Genomic DNA, 17189 nt, shown 5'->3' on the forward strand with positions numbered 1-17189 from the left:
CAGACCGCAGGCACTAAGCTGGTGCTGCAGCCCCCACTACGCGTCCGGACCAAGCCTTCCGGACACCTCGAGATTGGTCAGAGTTTTGAAACTTGAACTCAAGGGCATTACTAAACGCTTCGGCTCCCTGGTAGCCAACGATCACATCGATGTGGTTGTTGAACCCGGTCAGATCCACTGTCTGCTCGGCGAGAACGGCGCTGGCAAGTCCACGCTGATGAATGTCCTTTACGGACTGTACGAGCCCACCGAGGGCGAAATCCTGATCGACGACAAGCCGGTCACCTTCCGCGGCCCCGGCGACGCCATGGCTGCCGGCATCGGCATGGTGCACCAGCACTTCATGCTGGTCCCCGTCTTCACCGTCGCGGAGAACGTCGCCCTGGGAGCGGAAACCACCAAGACCGGAGGCTTCCTGGACCTTGATGACACCCGCCGGAAGATCCGGGAGATCTCCGACCGGTACGGATTCGACGTCGACCCCGACGCTTTGATCGAAGACCTTCCCGTCGGCGTGCAGCAGCGGGTGGAAATCATCAAGGCGCTGGTCCGCGACGCCAAGGTGCTCATCCTCGATGAGCCCACGGCCGTGCTGACCCCGCAGGACACCGACGAGCTGCTGGACATCATGCGCCAGCTCAAGAGCCACGGCACCTCCATCGTCTTCATTTCCCACAAGCTCCGAGAGGTGAAAGCCGTTTCGGACACCATCACCGTCATCCGGCGCGGCAAGGTGGTGGGCTCGGCCGATCCCGGCGCCTCCACCACCGAACTGGCGTCCATGATGGTGGGCCGCGCCGTGAGCCTGACCCTGGACAAGGCCCCGGCCAACCCGCAGGAGACCACCTTCGAAGTCAAGGACCTTACGGTTATCGCCCCGAGCGGCCAGCACGTCGTGGACGGCATCAGCTTCGGGATCGCCCGCGGCGAGATCCTCGCCATCGCGGGCGTGCAGGGCAACGGCCAGACGGAACTGACCGAGGCCATCCTCGGCCTGCACGAAAGGGTCCACGGCTCGATTGTCCTCGACGGCGAAGAACTCGTGGGCCGCAGCGTCAAGGACGTCCTCAACGCCGGGGTCGGATTCGTCCCGGAAGACCGTTCCCTCGACGGGCTGATCGGCACGTTCTCCATCGCCGAGAACCTGATCCTGGACCGGTACGACCAGGCGCCGTTCGCCAAGGGCATCAGCATGAGCCCGGCCAAGGTCCTCGAGAACGCCAAGACCCGGATCGAAGAATTCGATGTCCGCACCCCGTCCGGCTCCCTGGCAGCCGGTACCCTGTCCGGCGGCAACCAGCAGAAGGTCGTCATGGCCCGGGAACTGTCCCGGCCCCTGCGGCTCTTCATCGCCTCCCAGCCCACCCGCGGCGTGGACGTGGGATCCATCGAGTTCCTGCACAAGCGGATCGTCGCGGAGCGGGACCACGGCACGCCCGTCATGATCGTCTCCACCGAACTGGACGAGGTGATCGAGCTCGCCGACCGGATCGCGGTGCTGTACAAGGGCAGGCTCGTCGGGATCGTCCCGGCCGGCACGGGGCGCGACGTCCTGGGCCTGATGATGGCCGGGGTCTCCCCGGACGAGGCCCAGGCCGATGCCGCCGCCAGGCCCCCTGCGCAATCCAGCCCCGAAAGCGCCGCAGGGAACACCGAAAACGCCGCAATAAGCCCGGCCGGCACCCCGGCCACGAACCCGGCACCCGCCGCCCCGTCCGTGCAGGAGCCCCGCTCCGGCGCCGTAGGAGACACCCATGAGTGAGAACACCGAGCCGCGGTCCGCGCCCGCACCGGACCCGGACAAGATTCCGGCAGCCCAAACCACCGAGGCGGAGCCGGAGCCCCTGGAGGACGTCTCCTTCGCCACCTCGCTCGACACAGCCGGGGGAGCGATGCAGCCATCGGCGGTTCCGGTCACGTCCCAAAGCGGAGCCATCCCCGGCGCGCCGGAAGAGGAGTCGCTGCTGCGCAAGATCTTCACCGGCAACGGCATCGTGACCATCCTGGCGGTGCTGCTTGCGCTCATCCTCGGCGGCCTGCTTATCGCCATGACGGACAAGGTGGTGGGCACCACGGCGGGCTATCTGTTTGCCCGGCCCAGCGATTTCCTCACCGCCGTCTGGTCCGCCGCCACCAGCTCGTATGTCGCCCTCTTCCAGGGCGCGGTCTTCAACCCCCGGGCGGCCGGCGTGGCCGGGCAGTTCGCCCCCCTGATGGAGACGCTGACCATCGCCACCCCGCTGATCACCGCCGGCCTCGGCGTCGCACTTGCCTTCCGCGCTGGCCTGTTCAACATCGGTGCGCAGGGCCAGATCATCATGGCCGGCATCCTCGCCTCGTGGGTCGGCTTCGCGCTGCACCTGCCGCTGGGGCTGCACCTGCTGCTGGTTCTGGTGGCCGGAGTCGTCGGCGGCGCCGTGTGGGGCGGCATCGTCGGCGTGCTTAAAGCCAGGACGGGCGCCCACGAGGTCATCGTGACCATCATGTTCAACTACATCGCCCTGTATTTCCTGCGCTACCTGCTCGACACGGAGTTGTTCCAGCGTCCGGGGGAGAGCACACCGATTTCCCCCGTCCTGGACCCCAGCGCGGCGTACCCGCTGCTCTTCGGCAGCCAGTACCGGCTGCATCTGGGATTCCTGCTGGCCATCGCGGCTACCGTTTTCGTTTCGTGGCTGCTGAACCGCTCCACGCTCGGTTTCGAGTTCCGTGCCGTCGGGGCCAACCCCAAGGCGGCACTGACTGCCGGCATCAACGTCTCCCGGGCCACGATCCTGGTGATGACCATTGCCGGTGGCCTGGCCGGCCTGGCCGGCGTGGCGCAGGTGGCAGGCACCGAAAAGGTCCTGACCGATGGCGTCGCGGCAACCTACGGTTTTGACGCGATCACCGTGGCGCTGCTGGGACGTTCGTCGCCGTGGGGCACGTTCGCCGCCGGCCTGCTGTTCGGGGCCTTCCGCGCAGGCGCCGTGCAGATGCAGATCCAAACCGGAACCCCGATCGACATCGTCCTCGTGGTCCAGTCGCTCATTGTGCTGTTCATCGCGGCGCCGCCGCTGGTCCGGGCGATCTTCGGGCTCAACCCGGGCAAGAAGAAGGCCGCGACCGCCGGCAAAACCAAGCAGGCCGTAACCACCGGAGGTGCCGCATGAGCACAACAGCAACCTCACCCGTACCAGGGCAGCCCCGACAGGGAGACTCACAGCAGGGCAAAGGCCACACGCCCGCGCAGTCCGCCAAGCCCGTGACCTGGAAGCTGCCGGTAACGCTCTTGGTGCTGGCCACCGTCGCGTTCATCTTCTTTGGCCTGCTCGGCCCGCAGGGAACTGCCAAGTTCGGCATTTCCTCGGGCGGAGACTTCTTCCAGCTGCCCGCGATCGAAGTCCCCACCTTCCTCTCCGGAATTGTCCTCTCGATGATCCTGCTGGGCCTGGCCGGCTACGCCGCGTTCCTGAAGACCAAGGACGTCCGGCCCCCGCGCTGGCTGCCGGCCGTGTTCACTGTCGTGTTCGTGGTCGCCTTCCTGATCTGGGTGGTGGGCGGCGCCCGGACCCCCAGCATTTCGCTGGCCGGCCTGATCGCCGGGTCCGTAACGCTCGCCGTGCCGATCGTCTTCGGCTCCCTGTCAGGGGTGCTGTGCGAACGCGCCGGCGTCGTCAACATCGCCATCGAGGGCCAGCTCCTGGGCGGTGCCTTCACGGCCGCACTCGTCGCCAGCCTGACCCACAACCCCTACCTGGGCCTGTTCGCGGCGGCCGTCGCCGGTGCCCTTGTCTCGATGGTGCTGGCGCTGTTCAGCATCAAGTACGTGGTCAACCAGATCATCGTCGGCGTCGTGCTCAACGTCTTGGTCTCCGGGCTCACCGGCTTCCTGTTCAGCACCGTGATGCAGTCGGACCCCGACAAGTACAACTCGCCCGGCCGGCTGCCCATCATCGACATCCCGGTCCTGTCCGGCATTCCCGTGATCGGACCCATCCTGTTCAAGCAGTCCGTGGTGGGCTACCTGATGTACGTGGCTGTGATCGTGATCTGGATCGGACTGTTCAAAACGAAGTGGGGCCTGCGCGTCCGTGCTGTCGGTGAGCATCCGCAGGCCGCCGACACCCTGGGCATCAAGGTCAACGCCACCCGCTTCTGGAACGTCACGCTCGGCGGCGCCGTGGCCGGGATCGGCGGATCGTTCTTCACCCTCGTGGCGATTGACAGCTTCACCAAGGAAATCTCCGGCGGCCGCGGCTTCATCGCCCTCGCCGCGATGATCCTGGGCCGCTGGAATCCGATCGGGGCGTTCTTCGCCGCGCTGTTGTTCGGCTTCGCCGACAACCTGCAGAGCATCGTGACGATCATCGGCACCCCGGTGCCGAGCCAGTTCATGGCCATGCTGCCCTACGTCGTGACCGTGTTTGCCGTGGCCGGGCTCGTCGGACGCTCCAGGCCGCCGGCCGCCGACGGCATACCGTACGTCAAGGGCTGAGAATGGACAGCACCGACGTCGACTGGGCAGCGCTGGAAGCCGCGGCAGTATCCGCCATGAAGAATGCCTATGCGCCGTATTCGAAGTTTCCGGTGGGGGCCGCGGCCCTCACCGGAGACGGCCGGATCGTCAGCGGCTGCAACGTCGAAAACGCCAGCTACGGGCTGACCCTGTGCGCCGAGTGCGCCCTGGTGGGAAACCTGCAGATGACCGGCGGGGGACTGCTCCGCGCGTTCTACTGCGTTGACGCCGGCGGCAACGTCCTCATGCCCTGCGGGCGCTGCCGCCAGCTGCTCTACGAATTCCGGGCTCCCAACATGGAGCTCATGACCACCCAGGGAATCAAGACCATGGACCAGGTCCTTCCCGATGCCTTTGGCCCCCAACACCTGGAGGAACCCCGGTGACACAAGCAACGCAGACCAACAGCCGCTCCGAAGCGTTCGACGCCGTCGACATCATCCGCATCAAGCGGGACAAGGGCGTCCTCAGCCCGGCCCAGATCGACTGGACGATCGACGCGTACACCCGCGGCGCCATCGCCGACGAACAGATGGCCGCCCTGAACATGGCCATCCTGCTCAACGGCATGGACCGGGCCGAGATCTCCCGCTGGACGGCGGCCATGATTGCCTCGGGCGAGCGGATGGACTTCTCCAGCCTGCGGCGGCCCGACGGCGGCGTGAAGGCGACGTCGGACAAGCACTCCACGGGCGGGGTGGGGGACAAGATCACCCTGCCGCTGGCGCCCCTCGTGGCCGTCTTCGGGGTCGCCGTACCGCAGCTCTCGGGCCGCGGCTTGGGCCACACCGGCGGCACGCTGGACAAGCTCGAATCAATCCCGGGCTGGCGTGCGAACCTGAGCAACGAGGAAATGCTGGCCCAGCTCCAGGGCGTCGGCGCGGTCATTTGTGCCGCCGGCGCCGGGCTGGCCCCGGCGGACAAGAAGCTCTACGCGCTCCGCGATGTCACCGGAACGGTGGAGGCCATTCCGCTGATCGCGTCCTCGATAATGAGCAAGAAGATCGCCGAAGGCACCGGCTCGCTGGTGCTCGACGTCAAGGTGGGCAGCGGCGCCTTCATGAAGGACGAGGCCCGGGCCCGCGAACTGGCCGAGACCATGGTGGCCCTGGGCAAGGACGCCGGTGTCAACACCGTGGCCCTGCTGACCAACATGAACACGCCCCTGGGCCTGACCGCGGGCAACGCGATCGAGGTCGAGGAATCGGTGGAGGTCCTCGCCGGCGGCGGGCCGGAAGACGTCGTCGAACTCACGGTCCGGCTCGCGGAGGAAATGCTGGCATGCGCCGGCGTCCGCGACGCCGATCCCCGGGCCGCCCTGCGGGACGGCCGGGCCATGGACGTCTGGAACCGGATGATCGAGGCGCAGGGCGGCGACCCGCGCGCCAAGCTCCCGGTCGCCAAGGAATCCGAGGTCATCTACGCCCCCGCCGACGGCGTCCTCGTGGAGCTCGACGCGATGGCCGTCGGCGTCGCGGCCTGGCGCCTCGGTGCCGGACGAGCCCGCAAGGAGGACCAGGTCCAGGCCGGGGCCGGGGTGCGGATGCACGCCAAGCCGGGCGCCACGGTCCGGGCCGGCGAACCGCTCATGACCCTCCTGACGGACACACCGGAGAAGTTCGAGCGGGCCAAGGAAGCGCTGGAACACGCCGCCGTGATCGCGCCGGAGGGCTCCCGGCCGGCCCAGAAGCTCATCATCGACCGCATCGCCTAAGCGCCGTCCAGCCGCCACCCACGCACGCTGGCCCGTCACCTGTGGCGCCGAAACCTGGTTTCGGCGCCACAGGTGAATAGGCCAGCGCCGGGCGCGGCCGGCGATACACTGACTGCACAGCAGTACCCCTCAGCGCGGGCCCGGCTGCAGCACCTGCTGTCAAAGGATCTGCGCCTGAGGGATATATCAGGACCCGCCGTGCGTTAGGAAGCTGTGCAGGCAATCAACGACTTCATCCTCGCCGCCGCAGGGCAACCCTGGGTGCTTGTCCTCGTTTTTGCCTGCTGCGTGATCGACGGCTTCTTCCCGCCGATCCCGAGCGAATCGGTGGTGGTGGGGCTGGCCGCCGTCGCCGCCACCGCGGATGTTCCCAATCCGGTCCTCTTGATCGCAACCGCCGCCGCCGGCGCTTTCCTGGGTGACAACCTCGCCTACCTGATAGGCCGCGGCACGGGAACGCGGCGTTGGGCATGGATGCGCGGCCCCCGGATGCAGGGGGCCTTCCTCTGGGCCGGACGGGAGCTGCGGAAGCGCCCGGCCTCACTGATCCTCGTGGCACGCTTCGTCCCGATCGGGCGGGTGGCGGTCAACCTGACCGCCGGCGCCACACACTATCCGCGGTCCAGGTTCATGAGCCTGACGGTACTCTCGGCGCTGCTGTGGGCCAGCTACTCGGTGGGGATCGGCCTGTTCGTCGGCCCGTGGTTTGAGGAAAACCACGTGCTGGGCGCGGCCATCGCGATCGTCTGCGCAATCGTCCTGGGCATCGCCGTCGACTTCGTCATCAGCAGGCTGCGCGGCCGCATCCCGGAGGAGCCGACGCCGGCCGTTCAGCCGGGCGAACATCCACCGCCCGGAACGTAGCGGACCGCGCCCCGCCCATGGGACACTTAGGAGCGATTTGCGTCACGTTGCCGGACGCACGTCGTGCCAGGTTCCACCCGTTTGTTGTCGCAGGTTCGTTACGGCTTAATTGTCCGGTCCTATTCATCAAGGAGCACCGCCCGCATGGAGTTCATTAACGAGGCCGTGCTCCATGCCGCAGGCCAGTGGTGGATCTACCCCCTTCTGCTGGTCTTCTTCTTCGTGGACGGCTTCGCGATGGTGGTCCCCAGCGAGACCCTCATCGTTGCCCTTGCGGCGTATTCCCTGCACAGCGGCCAGCCCAACCTGTGGATCCTCGGCCTCACGGCACTCGTCGGAGCCATAGCCGGCGACAACATGGCCTACATGCTCGGCCGGAAGATCGGCCTCGAGCGGTTCCGCTGGATGCGCAAGCCGAAGGTCCAGAAAGTCTTCGGGTGGGCGCACTACGAACTCGAGAAACGCGGCGCCGTGTTGATCTTCACGGCCCGGTACATCCCGTGGGGGCGCGTCGCCGTCAACTACGTCGCGGGCACGACGGCGTTCCCGCACCGGCGGTTCTTCTTCCTGGACGCCTTCGCATGCCTGACGTGGGTCGCCTACTCGCTGGGCATCGGGGTCCTGGCCAGTTCCTTCCCGTGGCTGCACCACAACCCGCTGCTCAGTGCGGGGATTGCGGTGGTGTTCGCGATCGTGCTCGGAGTCCTGATCGACCACCTCCTGCGCCTGTGGCACAAACGCCTGGGACGCAACGACGCCCGGACCGTCCCGGCCGACGCCGGACCGGTCCACGAACACGCTCCCCACGAACACGCTCCCGAGTCTCAGGCCGCCCAGGAGCGCGGCGCGATGATTGCCGGGCCGGCCACTGAGGCCGGGGTATCCAGAAAGTAGCATCCGGCGCCCTGCGACCCTATGGTTGGAACGTGACTGAGACTATTCCTGACGCTGCCCCTGACCTCGACTTCGACCTGAAGGTCCTCCCCAAGGTTTCCCTTCACGACCACCTGGACGGCGGACTGCGCCCGGCCACCATCATTGAACTTGCCGAAGCTGTGGGCCACACACTCCCGTCCACCGACCCCGTCGCGCTGGGGGAGTGGTTCCGTGAATCCGCCGATTCCGGCTCCCTGGTCCGGTACCTCGAAACGTTTGACCACACCATTGCCGTGATGCAGACCCGGGAAGGGCTGTTCCGCGTCGCGAAGGAATTCGTCGAAGACCTGGCCGACGACGGCGTCGTGTACGGCGAAGTGCGCTGGGCCCCCGAACAGCACCTGCAGAAGGGCCTGAGCCTGGACGACGTCGTCGAGGCCGTCCAGGCCGGACTGGAAGCAGGCGTGGACGCCGTCGCCGAAACCGGCCGCGACATCCAGGTGGGCCAGCTCATCACCGCCATGCGCCACGCCGACCGCGGCCAGGAGATCGCCGAACTGGCGGTCCGGCACCGCTACAAGGGTGCAGTGGGCTTTGACATCGCCGGCGCCGAGGACGGCTTCCTGCCGTCCCGCTTCCGGGACGCCTTCACCTACCTCGCCGAGCACAACTTCCCGGCCACCGTCCACGCCGGCGAGGCCGCCGGGCTGGACAGCATCCAGTCGGCCCTCGTCGACGGCCGGGCCCTGCGCCTGGGCCACGGTGTGCGGATCGCCGAGGACATCACGATCGAGTTCGAAGAGGCCGACGACGCCGGCGCTGACGCCGGCATCTTCGACGACGAAGTCAGCGACACCATCGGCATGGTCACCCTGGGCGAGCTCGCCAGCTGGATCCGCGACCGTGGCATCGCCCTGGAAATCTGCCCGTCGTCCAACCTGCAGACCGGCGCGATTTCCGGCTTCGGCGAGGGCATCGAAAGCCACCCGCTGGACATGCTCTACCAGCTCGGCTTCAACGTCACCATCAACACCGACAACCGCCTCATGAGCGGCGTGACCCTCACGGACGAGTTCGAGCTCCTCGTGGAGACTTTCGACTACGATCTCGACGACCTGCTGGAGCTGACGTTGAACGCGGCCGAGGCTGCGTTCCTCCCGCTGGAGGAGAAGGAAGCCCTGGTGGAATACATCAACGAGGCCTACGCCGACCTTGGCTAAAGAGGACACGCCACCCGTCCAGGGGCTCACTTGTGGGCCCCCACCAGCAGGGGTCCCCCAGCGAGCCGGCGAGTTTGGCGAGCTGGTGGGGAAAATTGCCGCCCTGCGCGAGCACTGCCCCTGGATGGGTGCCCTCACCCACAGGTCCCTCGTGGAGTACCTCCTCGAGGAGGCCTACGAGGTCGCCGAAACCATCGAGACGGACGGTGGCGACGCCGAACTGAAGTCCGAGCTGGGGGACGTGCTGCTCCAGGTGGTTCTCCATGCCCGGCTCGCCGAGGAACGCGGCGCCTTTGACCTCGACGAGGTCGCCCGGGGCCTCACAGCCAAGATGGTCCGCCGGAACCCGCACGTGTTCCGGCCGGACGGCTCGCTGCAGGATTCCTTCCCGGCAACGGTGGAGGAGATCGTCCTGAAATGGGATGCCGTCAAGAAGGCCGAGAAGCCCGAACGCGGCCACGCGTTCGACGGTGTTCCCGCCGCGCTTCCGGCCCTCGCACGGGCGCAGAAGCTCCTGGACCGGGCCGAACGCGCGGGCCTGGCGATGGCGGCGGGCGGCACCGCCGTCGAACTCCCGGCCACCGAGGAGGAACTCGGCGAGCTGCTGTTCGGGATCGTCGCGGGTGCCCGGGCCGGAGGGCTCGACGCCGAGCGCGCCCTCCGCGGAGCCCTCCGCCGCTTCCAGGACAGCCCCGGCCCACTGCCGTAGGCACAACGTCGGCCCAACAGCAGCACCAGCAGTAGGCGCATCAGCAGCAGGCGCCATAGAGTCGGCATGATGACGTCCGGGGTTTGGATAGGTTTCCGTAACCTCCGCCACTCTCGACTAGGCTAGTAGCGACGACGACGTCGGCTATTCAGCTTGATGTACAGCAAGATTCCAAGCAGTCAGATTCCCTGCAGATCGCTTCACCCAAAGGAGCATATCCATGGCGCTTATCGATGCCATCCACGCCCGCGAAATCCTCGATTCCCGTGGCAACCCGACCGTAGAAGTTGAAGTCCTGCTCTCCGACGGCCAGATCGGCCGCGCAGCAGTTCCCTCCGGCGCCTCCACGGGCGAACACGAGGCCGTTGAACTCCGTGACGGCGACAAGGGCCGCTACCTTGGCAAGGGCGTCCAGAAGGCCGTCGACGCCGTCATCGACCAGATCGCCCCGGCCCTGATCGGTTTCGACGCGACCGACCAGCGCAGCATCGACCAGGCCATGATCGACCTCGACGGCACGGCCAACAAGGGCAAGCTCGGCGCCAACGCCATCCTCGGCGTGTCCCTCGCAGTCGCCAACGCCGCCGCCGCGTCGGCCGACCTGCCGCTGTACAAGTACCTGGGCGGCCCGAACGCCCACGTCCTGCCGGTGCCGCTGATGAACATCCTCAACGGTGGATCGCACGCCGATTCCGACGTCGACATCCAGGAATTCATGATTGTTCCGATCGGCGCCGAGACCTTCTCCGAAGGCCTGCGCTGGGGCGTCGAGGTCTACCACAACCTCAAGTCCGTCCTGCAGGCCAAGGGCCTGTCCACCGGCCTGGGCGACGAGGGCGGCTTCGCGCCGAACCTGCCGTCCAACCGTGCCGCCCTGGACCTGATCCAGGAAGCCATCAAGAACGCCGGCTACACCCCGGGCAAGGACATCGCCCTGGCCCTGGACGTCGCCTCCTCGGAATTCTTCAAGGACGGCGCCTACCAGTTCGAAGGCAAGGCCCTCACGGCCACCGAAATGAGCGCCTACTACGCCGAACTCGTTGCCGACTACCCGCTGGTCTCCATCGAAGACCCGCTGGACGAGAACGACTGGGAAGGCTGGAAGACCCTCACCGACAGCATCGGCGACAAGGTCCAGCTCGTGGGCGACGATCTCTTCGTCACCAACCCGTCCATCCTGCAGCGCGGCATCGACACCAAGACCGCCAACTCGCTGCTCGTGAAGGTCAACCAGATCGGTTCCCTGACCGAGACCCTGGACGCAGTGTCCCTGGCCCAGCGCGCGGGTTACACCACCATCACCTCGCACCGCTCCGGCGAGACCGAGGACACCACCATCGCCGACATCTCCGTTGCCACCAACGCCGGCCAGATCAAGACGGGTGCCCCGGCCCGTTCCGAGCGCGTCGCAAAATACAACCAGCTCCTGCGCATCGAAGAAGAACTCGACGACGCCGCACGGTACGCCGGACGCAGCGCCTTCCCGCGTTTCAAAGGCTAGTTAGCCGCGAAAACCGCTGACCGGTGGCTATGGTTGAAAGACCATGGCCACCGGTTCTGTTTTTGGTCCGCTTGTGAAGGAGTGACATGGCCACCCGACGCCCCAATGTTCCCAGGGCTACGCCCGCGGCTCCCAAGGCTGAGGCCCTTCAGCCTGCGGCCGGAGGCTTGGGGGCAGCAGTCGACGGCGGCGATGTCATCCGGGCGGACTTCGGCGGCTCCCGCAGCAGCGGGGCCACGCCGGCGCCCGCCACGTCACCCCGCGCACCAGGTGCGGCAGCCCCCAAAACAGCAACCCCCAAAACTTCAGCCTCCAACCCGTCCGCCTCCGGTTCCGCAGCCGGCAAACCCCGTCCCGCGGCAGCATCCGGAACCCGGCCCCCGGCCGGGAAGGCCGGCGGGAAGACCGGCGGGAAGACGGCCCGGGCGGCTGCCGGGCGAGCCGGCGGCAAGGACCCGCGGCGGCCGGCCGCAGCGGACGCGGACGAATCCCTCGACCCCGTACCGGCCAAGGCGTTCTCGGGCCGGCTGCTCGCCCTCGGCGTCGTCATGATTGCCATCACCATCCTGCTGGCGCCCACGGTCAAGATCTTCCTGGACAAGCGTGCCGAAATCTCGGCGCTCCAGGCAGATATCGCGGCCAAGCAGGCCAAGCAGGAGGACCTCAAAAAACAGGTTTCGCGGTGGCAGGATCCCAACTACGTCAAACAGCAGGCCCGTGACCGCATTAACATGGTTATGCCCGGAGAGACGGGCTACTGGGTATTCGGCAGCGATCTTCCTGCCGCGCAGTCCAGTGGCACGGCGGGTGCAGCAGCAGCACAAGACCCGGCCAACCTGCCCTGGGTGGACGCCCTCTGGGAATCCATCAGGCGATCGGCAACAGACTAGAAGCGGCGCCCGCCGCCGAGGTTGTCCTACGGACAACGCGAGAACAGGGCAGGAAGGTGCCACTCCCGTGGACCAGAACCGAGTGGACGAGAACCGGGCCGACCAAGACCGGGCGGACGAGAATTCGAACACAGCGCAGGCCCGGGCGTCGCTTCACACCGCACCTGCTGCGGGCGCCTCCCGCCAGCCGTCGCCGCATGACCTTGAGGTCCTCAGCCGCCAGCTGGGCCGGCCGGTGCGCGACGTCGTCGAAATCCCTGCCCGCTGTGTCTGCGGAAACCCGCTCGTGGCCGCCACCTCGCCGCGGCTGAGCAACGGTACGCCGTTCCCCACCACGTTTTACCTCACCCATCCGGTGATCACGTCCGCGGTGTCGCGGCTGGAAGCTGCCGGGCTGATGAACGAGATGAACGCCCGGCTCGAAGCCGACACTGACCTGGCGGCGCGGTACCGCGCCGCCCACGAGGCTTATCTGGCCTCCCGGGCCGAGATCGGCGCACGCTCCGGCATCGGTGCCGTCCCGGAAATCGACGGTATCTCCGCCGGGGGGATGCCCACCCGGGTCAAGTGCCTGCATGTCCTCGTGGGCCAGTCGCTGGCCGCCGGGCCCGGCGTGAACCCGCTCGGCGACGAGGCCATCGCCGCCATCGATGAATGGTGGACGGCGGACCGCTGCTACTGCGACGGCGCCTGGGACACCGGGGGCGAGGTCCCCTCCCGGGACCTCAGCCGCCACGGACCGCAGGGCCTGCCGGAGATCGTGGGCCGGCCGGCCCCGGTCCGCAAGTCGCGTGCCGGCGCAGACACCGCAGGCACTGCCGGCACGGGAGAGTCCAAGTGACCCGGGTCGCGGCCGTGGACTGCGGCACCAACTCGATCCGCCTGCTGATCGCAGATATCAACACAGCTGTAAATGCAGCTGTAAACACGGATGCCAGCGCGGACAGTGCCACCGGGCAGCCCACGCCGCGGCTGACCGACGTCGTGCGCGAAATGCGCGTGGTCCGCCTGGGGCAGGGCGTGGACTCCACCGGCAAACTGGCCCGGGAAGCGCTCGACCGCACCTTCGCGGCCACGAGGGACTACGCCGCCCTCATCCGCGAGCACGGCGCCGAAAGGGTACGCTTCGTGGCCACCTCCGCCACCCGCGATGCCAGCAACCGGCAGGTCTTCGTCGACGGCATCCGCGACATCCTCGGTGTCGAGCCCGAGGTGATCACCGGGGACGAGGAAGCCGCGCTGTCCTTCGCCGGTGCCAGCAGTGTCCTGCCCTCCCGAGGGGACGACCCCGTGCTGGTGGTGGACCTCGGGGGCGGGAGCACGGAGTTCGTGCTCGGCAACGCCGACGGCGTCATCGCCGCCCGGTCGGTCGACGTCGGCTGCGTCCGGATGACCGAACGGCACCTGCGCAGCGATCCGCCCACGCCGGAGCAGATCGCGGCGGCCGAGGCCGACGTCGACGCCGCCATCAGCGAGGCGGCCCGGACCGTTCCGCTGGACCGCGCCACCGCCGTCGTCGGCGTCGCCGGATCCGTCACCACCATCACGGCACACGCGCTGCGCCTGCCGGAGTATTCGCCGGCAGCGATCCACGGCACCGAACTGGACCTGGACGCGGTCCGGAAGGCGTGCACCGAACTGCTCGAAATGACCAGGGAAGACCGGGCCGCGCTGCCGTACATGCACCCCGGGCGGGTGGACGTGATCGGCGCCGGCGGCCTCGTGTGGCGGCGCGTGCTCCAGCGCCTGGCCGACGTCACGGCCGGCCGCATCACCACGGCAGTGTCCAGCGAACACGATATTCTTGACGGAATTGCCCTCAGCATCAGCTGATCCCGCACCAGCAGTTTGTGCACCAGCACCACACCGGCACCGCGCCCGTGCCGCTGGCGCATCCGCCGATAGGACCTGAATGACCAGAGCAACAGCCCGGCGCCGCCGGACCGCCTCCGCGTTGATGGCCTTGGCCCTTGCCGGCGGCATGTCCACGGCGGCGCTGACCGTGGCCGCGCCCGCCCACGCCGACTCCTGGCGCGACAAGGAATACTGGCTTGCCGAATCGGGCATCACCAAAGCCTGGGACGTTTCCAAAGGCGCCGGCGTCAAAGTGGCCGTGATCGACAGCGGCGTGGACGGCCAGCATCCGGACCTGGCGGGCGTGCTCGCCGGCGGCGCCGACATCTCCGGCGCCGGCAGCGCCAACGGCCAGGAGAGCATCGGCGCCAAACCCGAACACGGGACTCTCGTCGCCACCATGCTCGCCGGGCGCGGGCATCAGCCTGCCGACGCGACTGCCAAGCCGAGCGCCGGTTCTGCCTCGGGCCCGGCCGCGGGTGCTGCAGTTGGACCCGACGGGATCGTCGGGGTCGCCCCGGAGGCCCAGCTGCTGTCCGTTTCCACCTGGCTCGGCTCCGCCAACCCGGGCGGCAAGAGCGACCAGGACCAGATTCCGGAGGCGGTGCGCTGGGCCGTCGACAACGGCGCCCGCGTCATCAACATCTCCCTTGGCAGCACGTCGCCGGAGTGGCCCCAGAGCTGGGATGCGGCGTTCCTCTACGCCGAACAGAAAGACGTGGTGATCGTCGCCGCCGCGGGCAACCGCGTCGGCGGAAACGTCCAGGTCGGCGCTCCGGCCACGATTCCCGGTGTCCTGACGGTCGCGGGCCTGGACCGCACGGGAACGGCCAGCATCGACTCGTCCTCCCAGGGCATTAGCATCGGCGTTGCCGCCCCGGCCGAAGACCTTGTGGGCGGCATGCCTGCCGGCGGCTATGCCGACTGGGCGGGCACGTCCGGCGCCACCCCGATCGTTGCAGGCGTCGCCGCCCTGATCCGGTCCAAATGGCCCGACATGTCCGCGAGCCAGGTCATCAACAGGATTGTCACCACGGCCAAGGACGCCGGGGTGCCGGGCAAGGATCCGCTGTACGGGTTCGGCGTGCTCAACGCCGAGGCCGCCCTCAAGGCCGATGTCCCGGAAACGAAGGTCAATCCGCTGGGGTCGATCTCGGAGTGGATCCGGGTCCACCGGCGCGGAAACCTGGCCAGCACCGCACCTGCCGCGGCGCCCGCGCCCTCCAGCGCGGTGCCCACCCTGCCCGAGGCGACCGTCCCGGTCGCGGAGAAGCCGTCCCAGCTGGACAGCGCCGTCCCCGCCGTGGTGGTCCTGGGCTTCGCCTGCCTGTTCGTGGGCATCGTTGTTGCCGCTGCGCTCCAGCTGCGGGCCGCCATGCGGACGCCACCCAAGGACGGCCCCGACGGACCTGACGGGGCCGAGCCCGGGTCCGTTAATTCGTTGGATTCCAGCACCCCGACATAGTTAGTGAAGGTTTTCACAAACTACTGTATTCTTGACGCATGGCATCCTCCCTTCAGCTCCAGGACCGTCCCCGGGTACTCGTCGTCGGCGGCGGGTACGTCGGCCTGTATGTAGCCCTCAAACTTCAGAAAAAGATCGCGAATGCCGGTGGCATCGTCACCCTCGTCGATCCGCTGCCCTACATGACCTACCAGCCCTTCCTGCCGGAAGTTGCCGGCGGAAACATCGAGGCCCGCCACGCGGTTGTCTCGCACCGCCAGCACCTGAAGCAGACGGAACTCATCCAGGGCCGCGTCACCTCGATCGACCACGCCAACCGCACGGCCGTGGTGGCCCCTTCCGACGGTGGCGACACCTTCGAGATCCCGTACTTCGACGTCGTCCTGGCCGCCGGCGCCATCACCCGCACGTTCCCGATCAAGGGCCTCGCGGACAAGGGCATCGGCCTGAAGACCATTGAAGAGGCCGTCGCCCTGCGCAACAAGGTCCTCGAGCGCATCGAAACCGGCTCGCTCATGACGGACCCCGTCGAGCGTGCCCGCGCCCTGACGTTCGTCGTCGTCGGCGGCGGCTTCGCCGGCATCGAGTGCATCACCGAGATGGAAGACCTCGCCCGCGCCGCAGTCAAGAACAACCCGCGCGTCAAGCAGGAGGAAGTCCGCTTCGTCCTGGTCGAGGCCATGGGCCGCATCATGCCCGAGGTCACGGCGCAGCAGGCCGAGTGGGTCGTGGAGCACCTCCGCAGCCGCGGCATCGAGGTTCTGCTCAACACCTCCCTCGACAACGCCGAGGGCTCCCTGAAGCTCATCAACCTGCCGGACAAGTCCCCGGCCCAGGAATTCGAGTCGGACACCCTGGTCTGGACTGCCGGTGTGCAGGCCAACCCGATGGTCCGCTCCACCGACTTCCCGCTCGAGCCGCGCGGACGCGTCCGCGTCCTGGCCGACCTGCGCATTGCAGGCGACGAGGGCATCATCGACAACGCGTGGGCTGCCGGCGACGTCGCCGCCGTTCCCGACCTCACAGGCAGCGGCCTGCCGGACGGCACCTGCGTGCCGAACGCCCAGCACGCGCTGCGCCAGGCCAAGCTCCTCGCCAAGAACCTGTGGGCCTCCCGCTGGGACAAGCCGCTCAAGGACTACAAGCACAAGAACCTGGGCGCCGTCGCCGGCTTCGGCGAATGGAAGGGTGTCGCGAACATCAACCTGATCGGCCGCATCGGCCTCAAGGGCCCGCTGGCCTGGCTGGCGCACCGCGGCTACCACGGCATGGCCATGCCCACCGTGGAGCGCAAGATCCGCGTGATCTCCGGCTGGTTCTGGGCCTTCTTCCTGGGCCGCGACACCACGCAGCTGATGGACCTGGACAACCCGCGCGGCGCCTTCGTGGCCGCGGCGACTCCGGCCCCGAAGCCGGCCGCGGCCCCGGCCCCGGAAGCAGCCAAGCCTGAAACCAAGGCCGACCCTAAGGCAGCTTCCAAGGAATCGGTTCCGGCCGACGCCAAATAGTCCCTGCCGGTAAACTGCCGGCGAATCCGGCGGTTATTCGACGACGGCGGCTGTTCCCCTCTGCGGGGAGCAGCCGCCGTTGTTTGTGGC

At 67.9% G+C, this 17189-nt stretch carries 15 protein-coding genes; all 15 read left to right on the forward strand.

What is annotated here, in order from left to right; all coding sequences use genetic code 11:
- The first annotated feature begins 85 nt into the window (after nt 1-85).
- Nucleotides 86-1762: an ABC transporter ATP-binding protein gene (locus LDO15_RS05750; protein WP_223984906.1), complete on the forward strand. Its 1677-nt coding sequence runs from the start codon at nt 86-88 to the stop codon at nt 1760-1762.
- Entirely contained in the window at nt 1755-3152 is a 1398-nt protein-coding gene (locus tag LDO15_RS05755) for an ABC transporter permease (RefSeq protein WP_223984908.1), read from the forward strand. Before LDO15_RS05750 ends, LDO15_RS05755 begins: the two co-directional genes overlap by 8 nt.
- Nucleotides 3149-4477, forward strand: coding sequence for an ABC transporter permease (locus LDO15_RS05760; protein WP_223984909.1), 1329 nt, complete (start codon nt 3149-3151; stop codon nt 4475-4477). Before LDO15_RS05755 ends, LDO15_RS05760 begins: the two co-directional genes overlap by 4 nt.
- A gap of 2 nt (nt 4478-4479) precedes the next feature.
- Complete coding sequence (locus tag LDO15_RS05765; RefSeq protein WP_223984910.1) at nt 4480-4884, forward strand: cytidine deaminase; 405 nt, start codon at nt 4480-4482, stop codon at nt 4882-4884.
- Entirely contained in the window at nt 4881-6212 is a 1332-nt protein-coding gene (locus tag LDO15_RS05770; RefSeq protein WP_223984911.1) for a thymidine phosphorylase, read from the forward strand. The genes LDO15_RS05765 and LDO15_RS05770 overlap by 4 nt, the downstream gene beginning before the upstream one ends.
- 213 nt (nt 6213-6425) lie before the next feature.
- Nucleotides 6426-7076, forward strand: coding sequence for a DedA family protein (locus tag LDO15_RS05775; RefSeq protein ID WP_223984913.1), 651 nt, complete (start codon nt 6426-6428; stop codon nt 7074-7076).
- Between the two features lie 144 nt (nt 7077-7220).
- Nucleotides 7221-7970, forward strand: a complete 750-nt coding sequence (locus LDO15_RS05780; RefSeq protein WP_223984915.1) for a DedA family protein — start codon at nt 7221-7223, stop codon at nt 7968-7970.
- Between the two features lie 32 nt (nt 7971-8002).
- Entirely contained in the window at nt 8003-9172 is a 1170-nt protein-coding gene (locus tag LDO15_RS05785) for an adenosine deaminase (protein WP_223984916.1), read from the forward strand.
- A 124-nt stretch (nt 9173-9296) separates the two neighbouring features.
- Nucleotides 9297-9881 carry a MazG nucleotide pyrophosphohydrolase domain-containing protein gene (locus LDO15_RS05790; RefSeq protein ID WP_223987117.1) on the forward strand — a complete coding sequence of 195 codons (585 nt, stop codon included), beginning with the start codon at nt 9297-9299 and terminating at the stop codon, nt 9879-9881.
- Nucleotides 9882-10101: 220 nt separating this feature from the next.
- Nucleotides 10102-11382: a phosphopyruvate hydratase gene (gene eno, locus LDO15_RS05795; RefSeq protein WP_223984919.1), complete on the forward strand. Its 1281-nt coding sequence runs from the start codon at nt 10102-10104 to the stop codon at nt 11380-11382.
- 86 nt (nt 11383-11468) lie between these two features.
- On the forward strand, nt 11469-12272 hold the full coding sequence (locus LDO15_RS05800) for a septum formation initiator family protein (protein ID WP_223984922.1): 804 nt from the start codon (nt 11469-11471) through the stop codon (nt 12270-12272).
- A 223-nt stretch (nt 12273-12495) separates the two neighbouring features.
- Nucleotides 12496-13113, forward strand: coding sequence for a DUF501 domain-containing protein (locus tag LDO15_RS05805; protein ID WP_223987119.1), 618 nt, complete (start codon nt 12496-12498; stop codon nt 13111-13113).
- A complete protein-coding gene (locus LDO15_RS05810; protein ID WP_223984926.1) occupies nt 13110-14105 on the forward strand; it encodes a Ppx/GppA phosphatase family protein in 996 nt (331 codons plus the stop codon). Before LDO15_RS05805 ends, LDO15_RS05810 begins: the two co-directional genes overlap by 4 nt.
- 79 nt (nt 14106-14184) lie before the next feature.
- A complete protein-coding gene (locus tag LDO15_RS05815; RefSeq protein ID WP_223984929.1) occupies nt 14185-15591 on the forward strand; it encodes a S8 family serine peptidase in 1407 nt (468 codons plus the stop codon).
- Between the two features lie 38 nt (nt 15592-15629).
- Entirely contained in the window at nt 15630-17099 is a 1470-nt protein-coding gene (locus tag LDO15_RS05820) for an FAD-dependent oxidoreductase (protein ID WP_223984932.1), read from the forward strand.
- Nucleotides 17100-17189 lie beyond the last annotated feature (90 nt).

It is taken from the genome of Arthrobacter sp. NicSoilB8 (assembly GCF_019977355.1).
GTDB lineage: Bacteria > Actinomycetota > Actinomycetes > Actinomycetales > Micrococcaceae > Arthrobacter.

Coding starts and splice junctions, on each gene's coding strand:
- LDO15_RS05820 (WP_223984932.1), top strand. CDS start 15,630: ATGGCATCCTCCCTTCAGCTCCAGGACCGTCCCCGGGTACTCGTCGTC.
- LDO15_RS05800 (WP_223984922.1), top strand. CDS start 11,469: ATGGCCACCCGACGCCCCAATGTTCCCAGGGCTACGCCCGCGGCTCCC.
- LDO15_RS05780 (WP_223984915.1), top strand. CDS start 7,221: ATGGAGTTCATTAACGAGGCCGTGCTCCATGCCGCAGGCCAGTGGTGG.
- eno (WP_223984919.1), top strand. CDS start 10,102: ATGGCGCTTATCGATGCCATCCACGCCCGCGAAATCCTCGATTCCCGT.
- LDO15_RS05815 (WP_223984929.1), top strand. CDS start 14,185: ATGACCAGAGCAACAGCCCGGCGCCGCCGGACCGCCTCCGCGTTGATG.
- LDO15_RS05760 (WP_223984909.1), top strand. CDS start 3,149: ATGAGCACAACAGCAACCTCACCCGTACCAGGGCAGCCCCGACAGGGA.
- LDO15_RS05790 (WP_223987117.1), top strand. CDS start 9,297: ATGGGTGCCCTCACCCACAGGTCCCTCGTGGAGTACCTCCTCGAGGAG.
- LDO15_RS05765 (WP_223984910.1), top strand. CDS start 4,480: ATGGACAGCACCGACGTCGACTGGGCAGCGCTGGAAGCCGCGGCAGTA.
- LDO15_RS05755 (WP_223984908.1), top strand. CDS start 1,755: ATGAGTGAGAACACCGAGCCGCGGTCCGCGCCCGCACCGGACCCGGAC.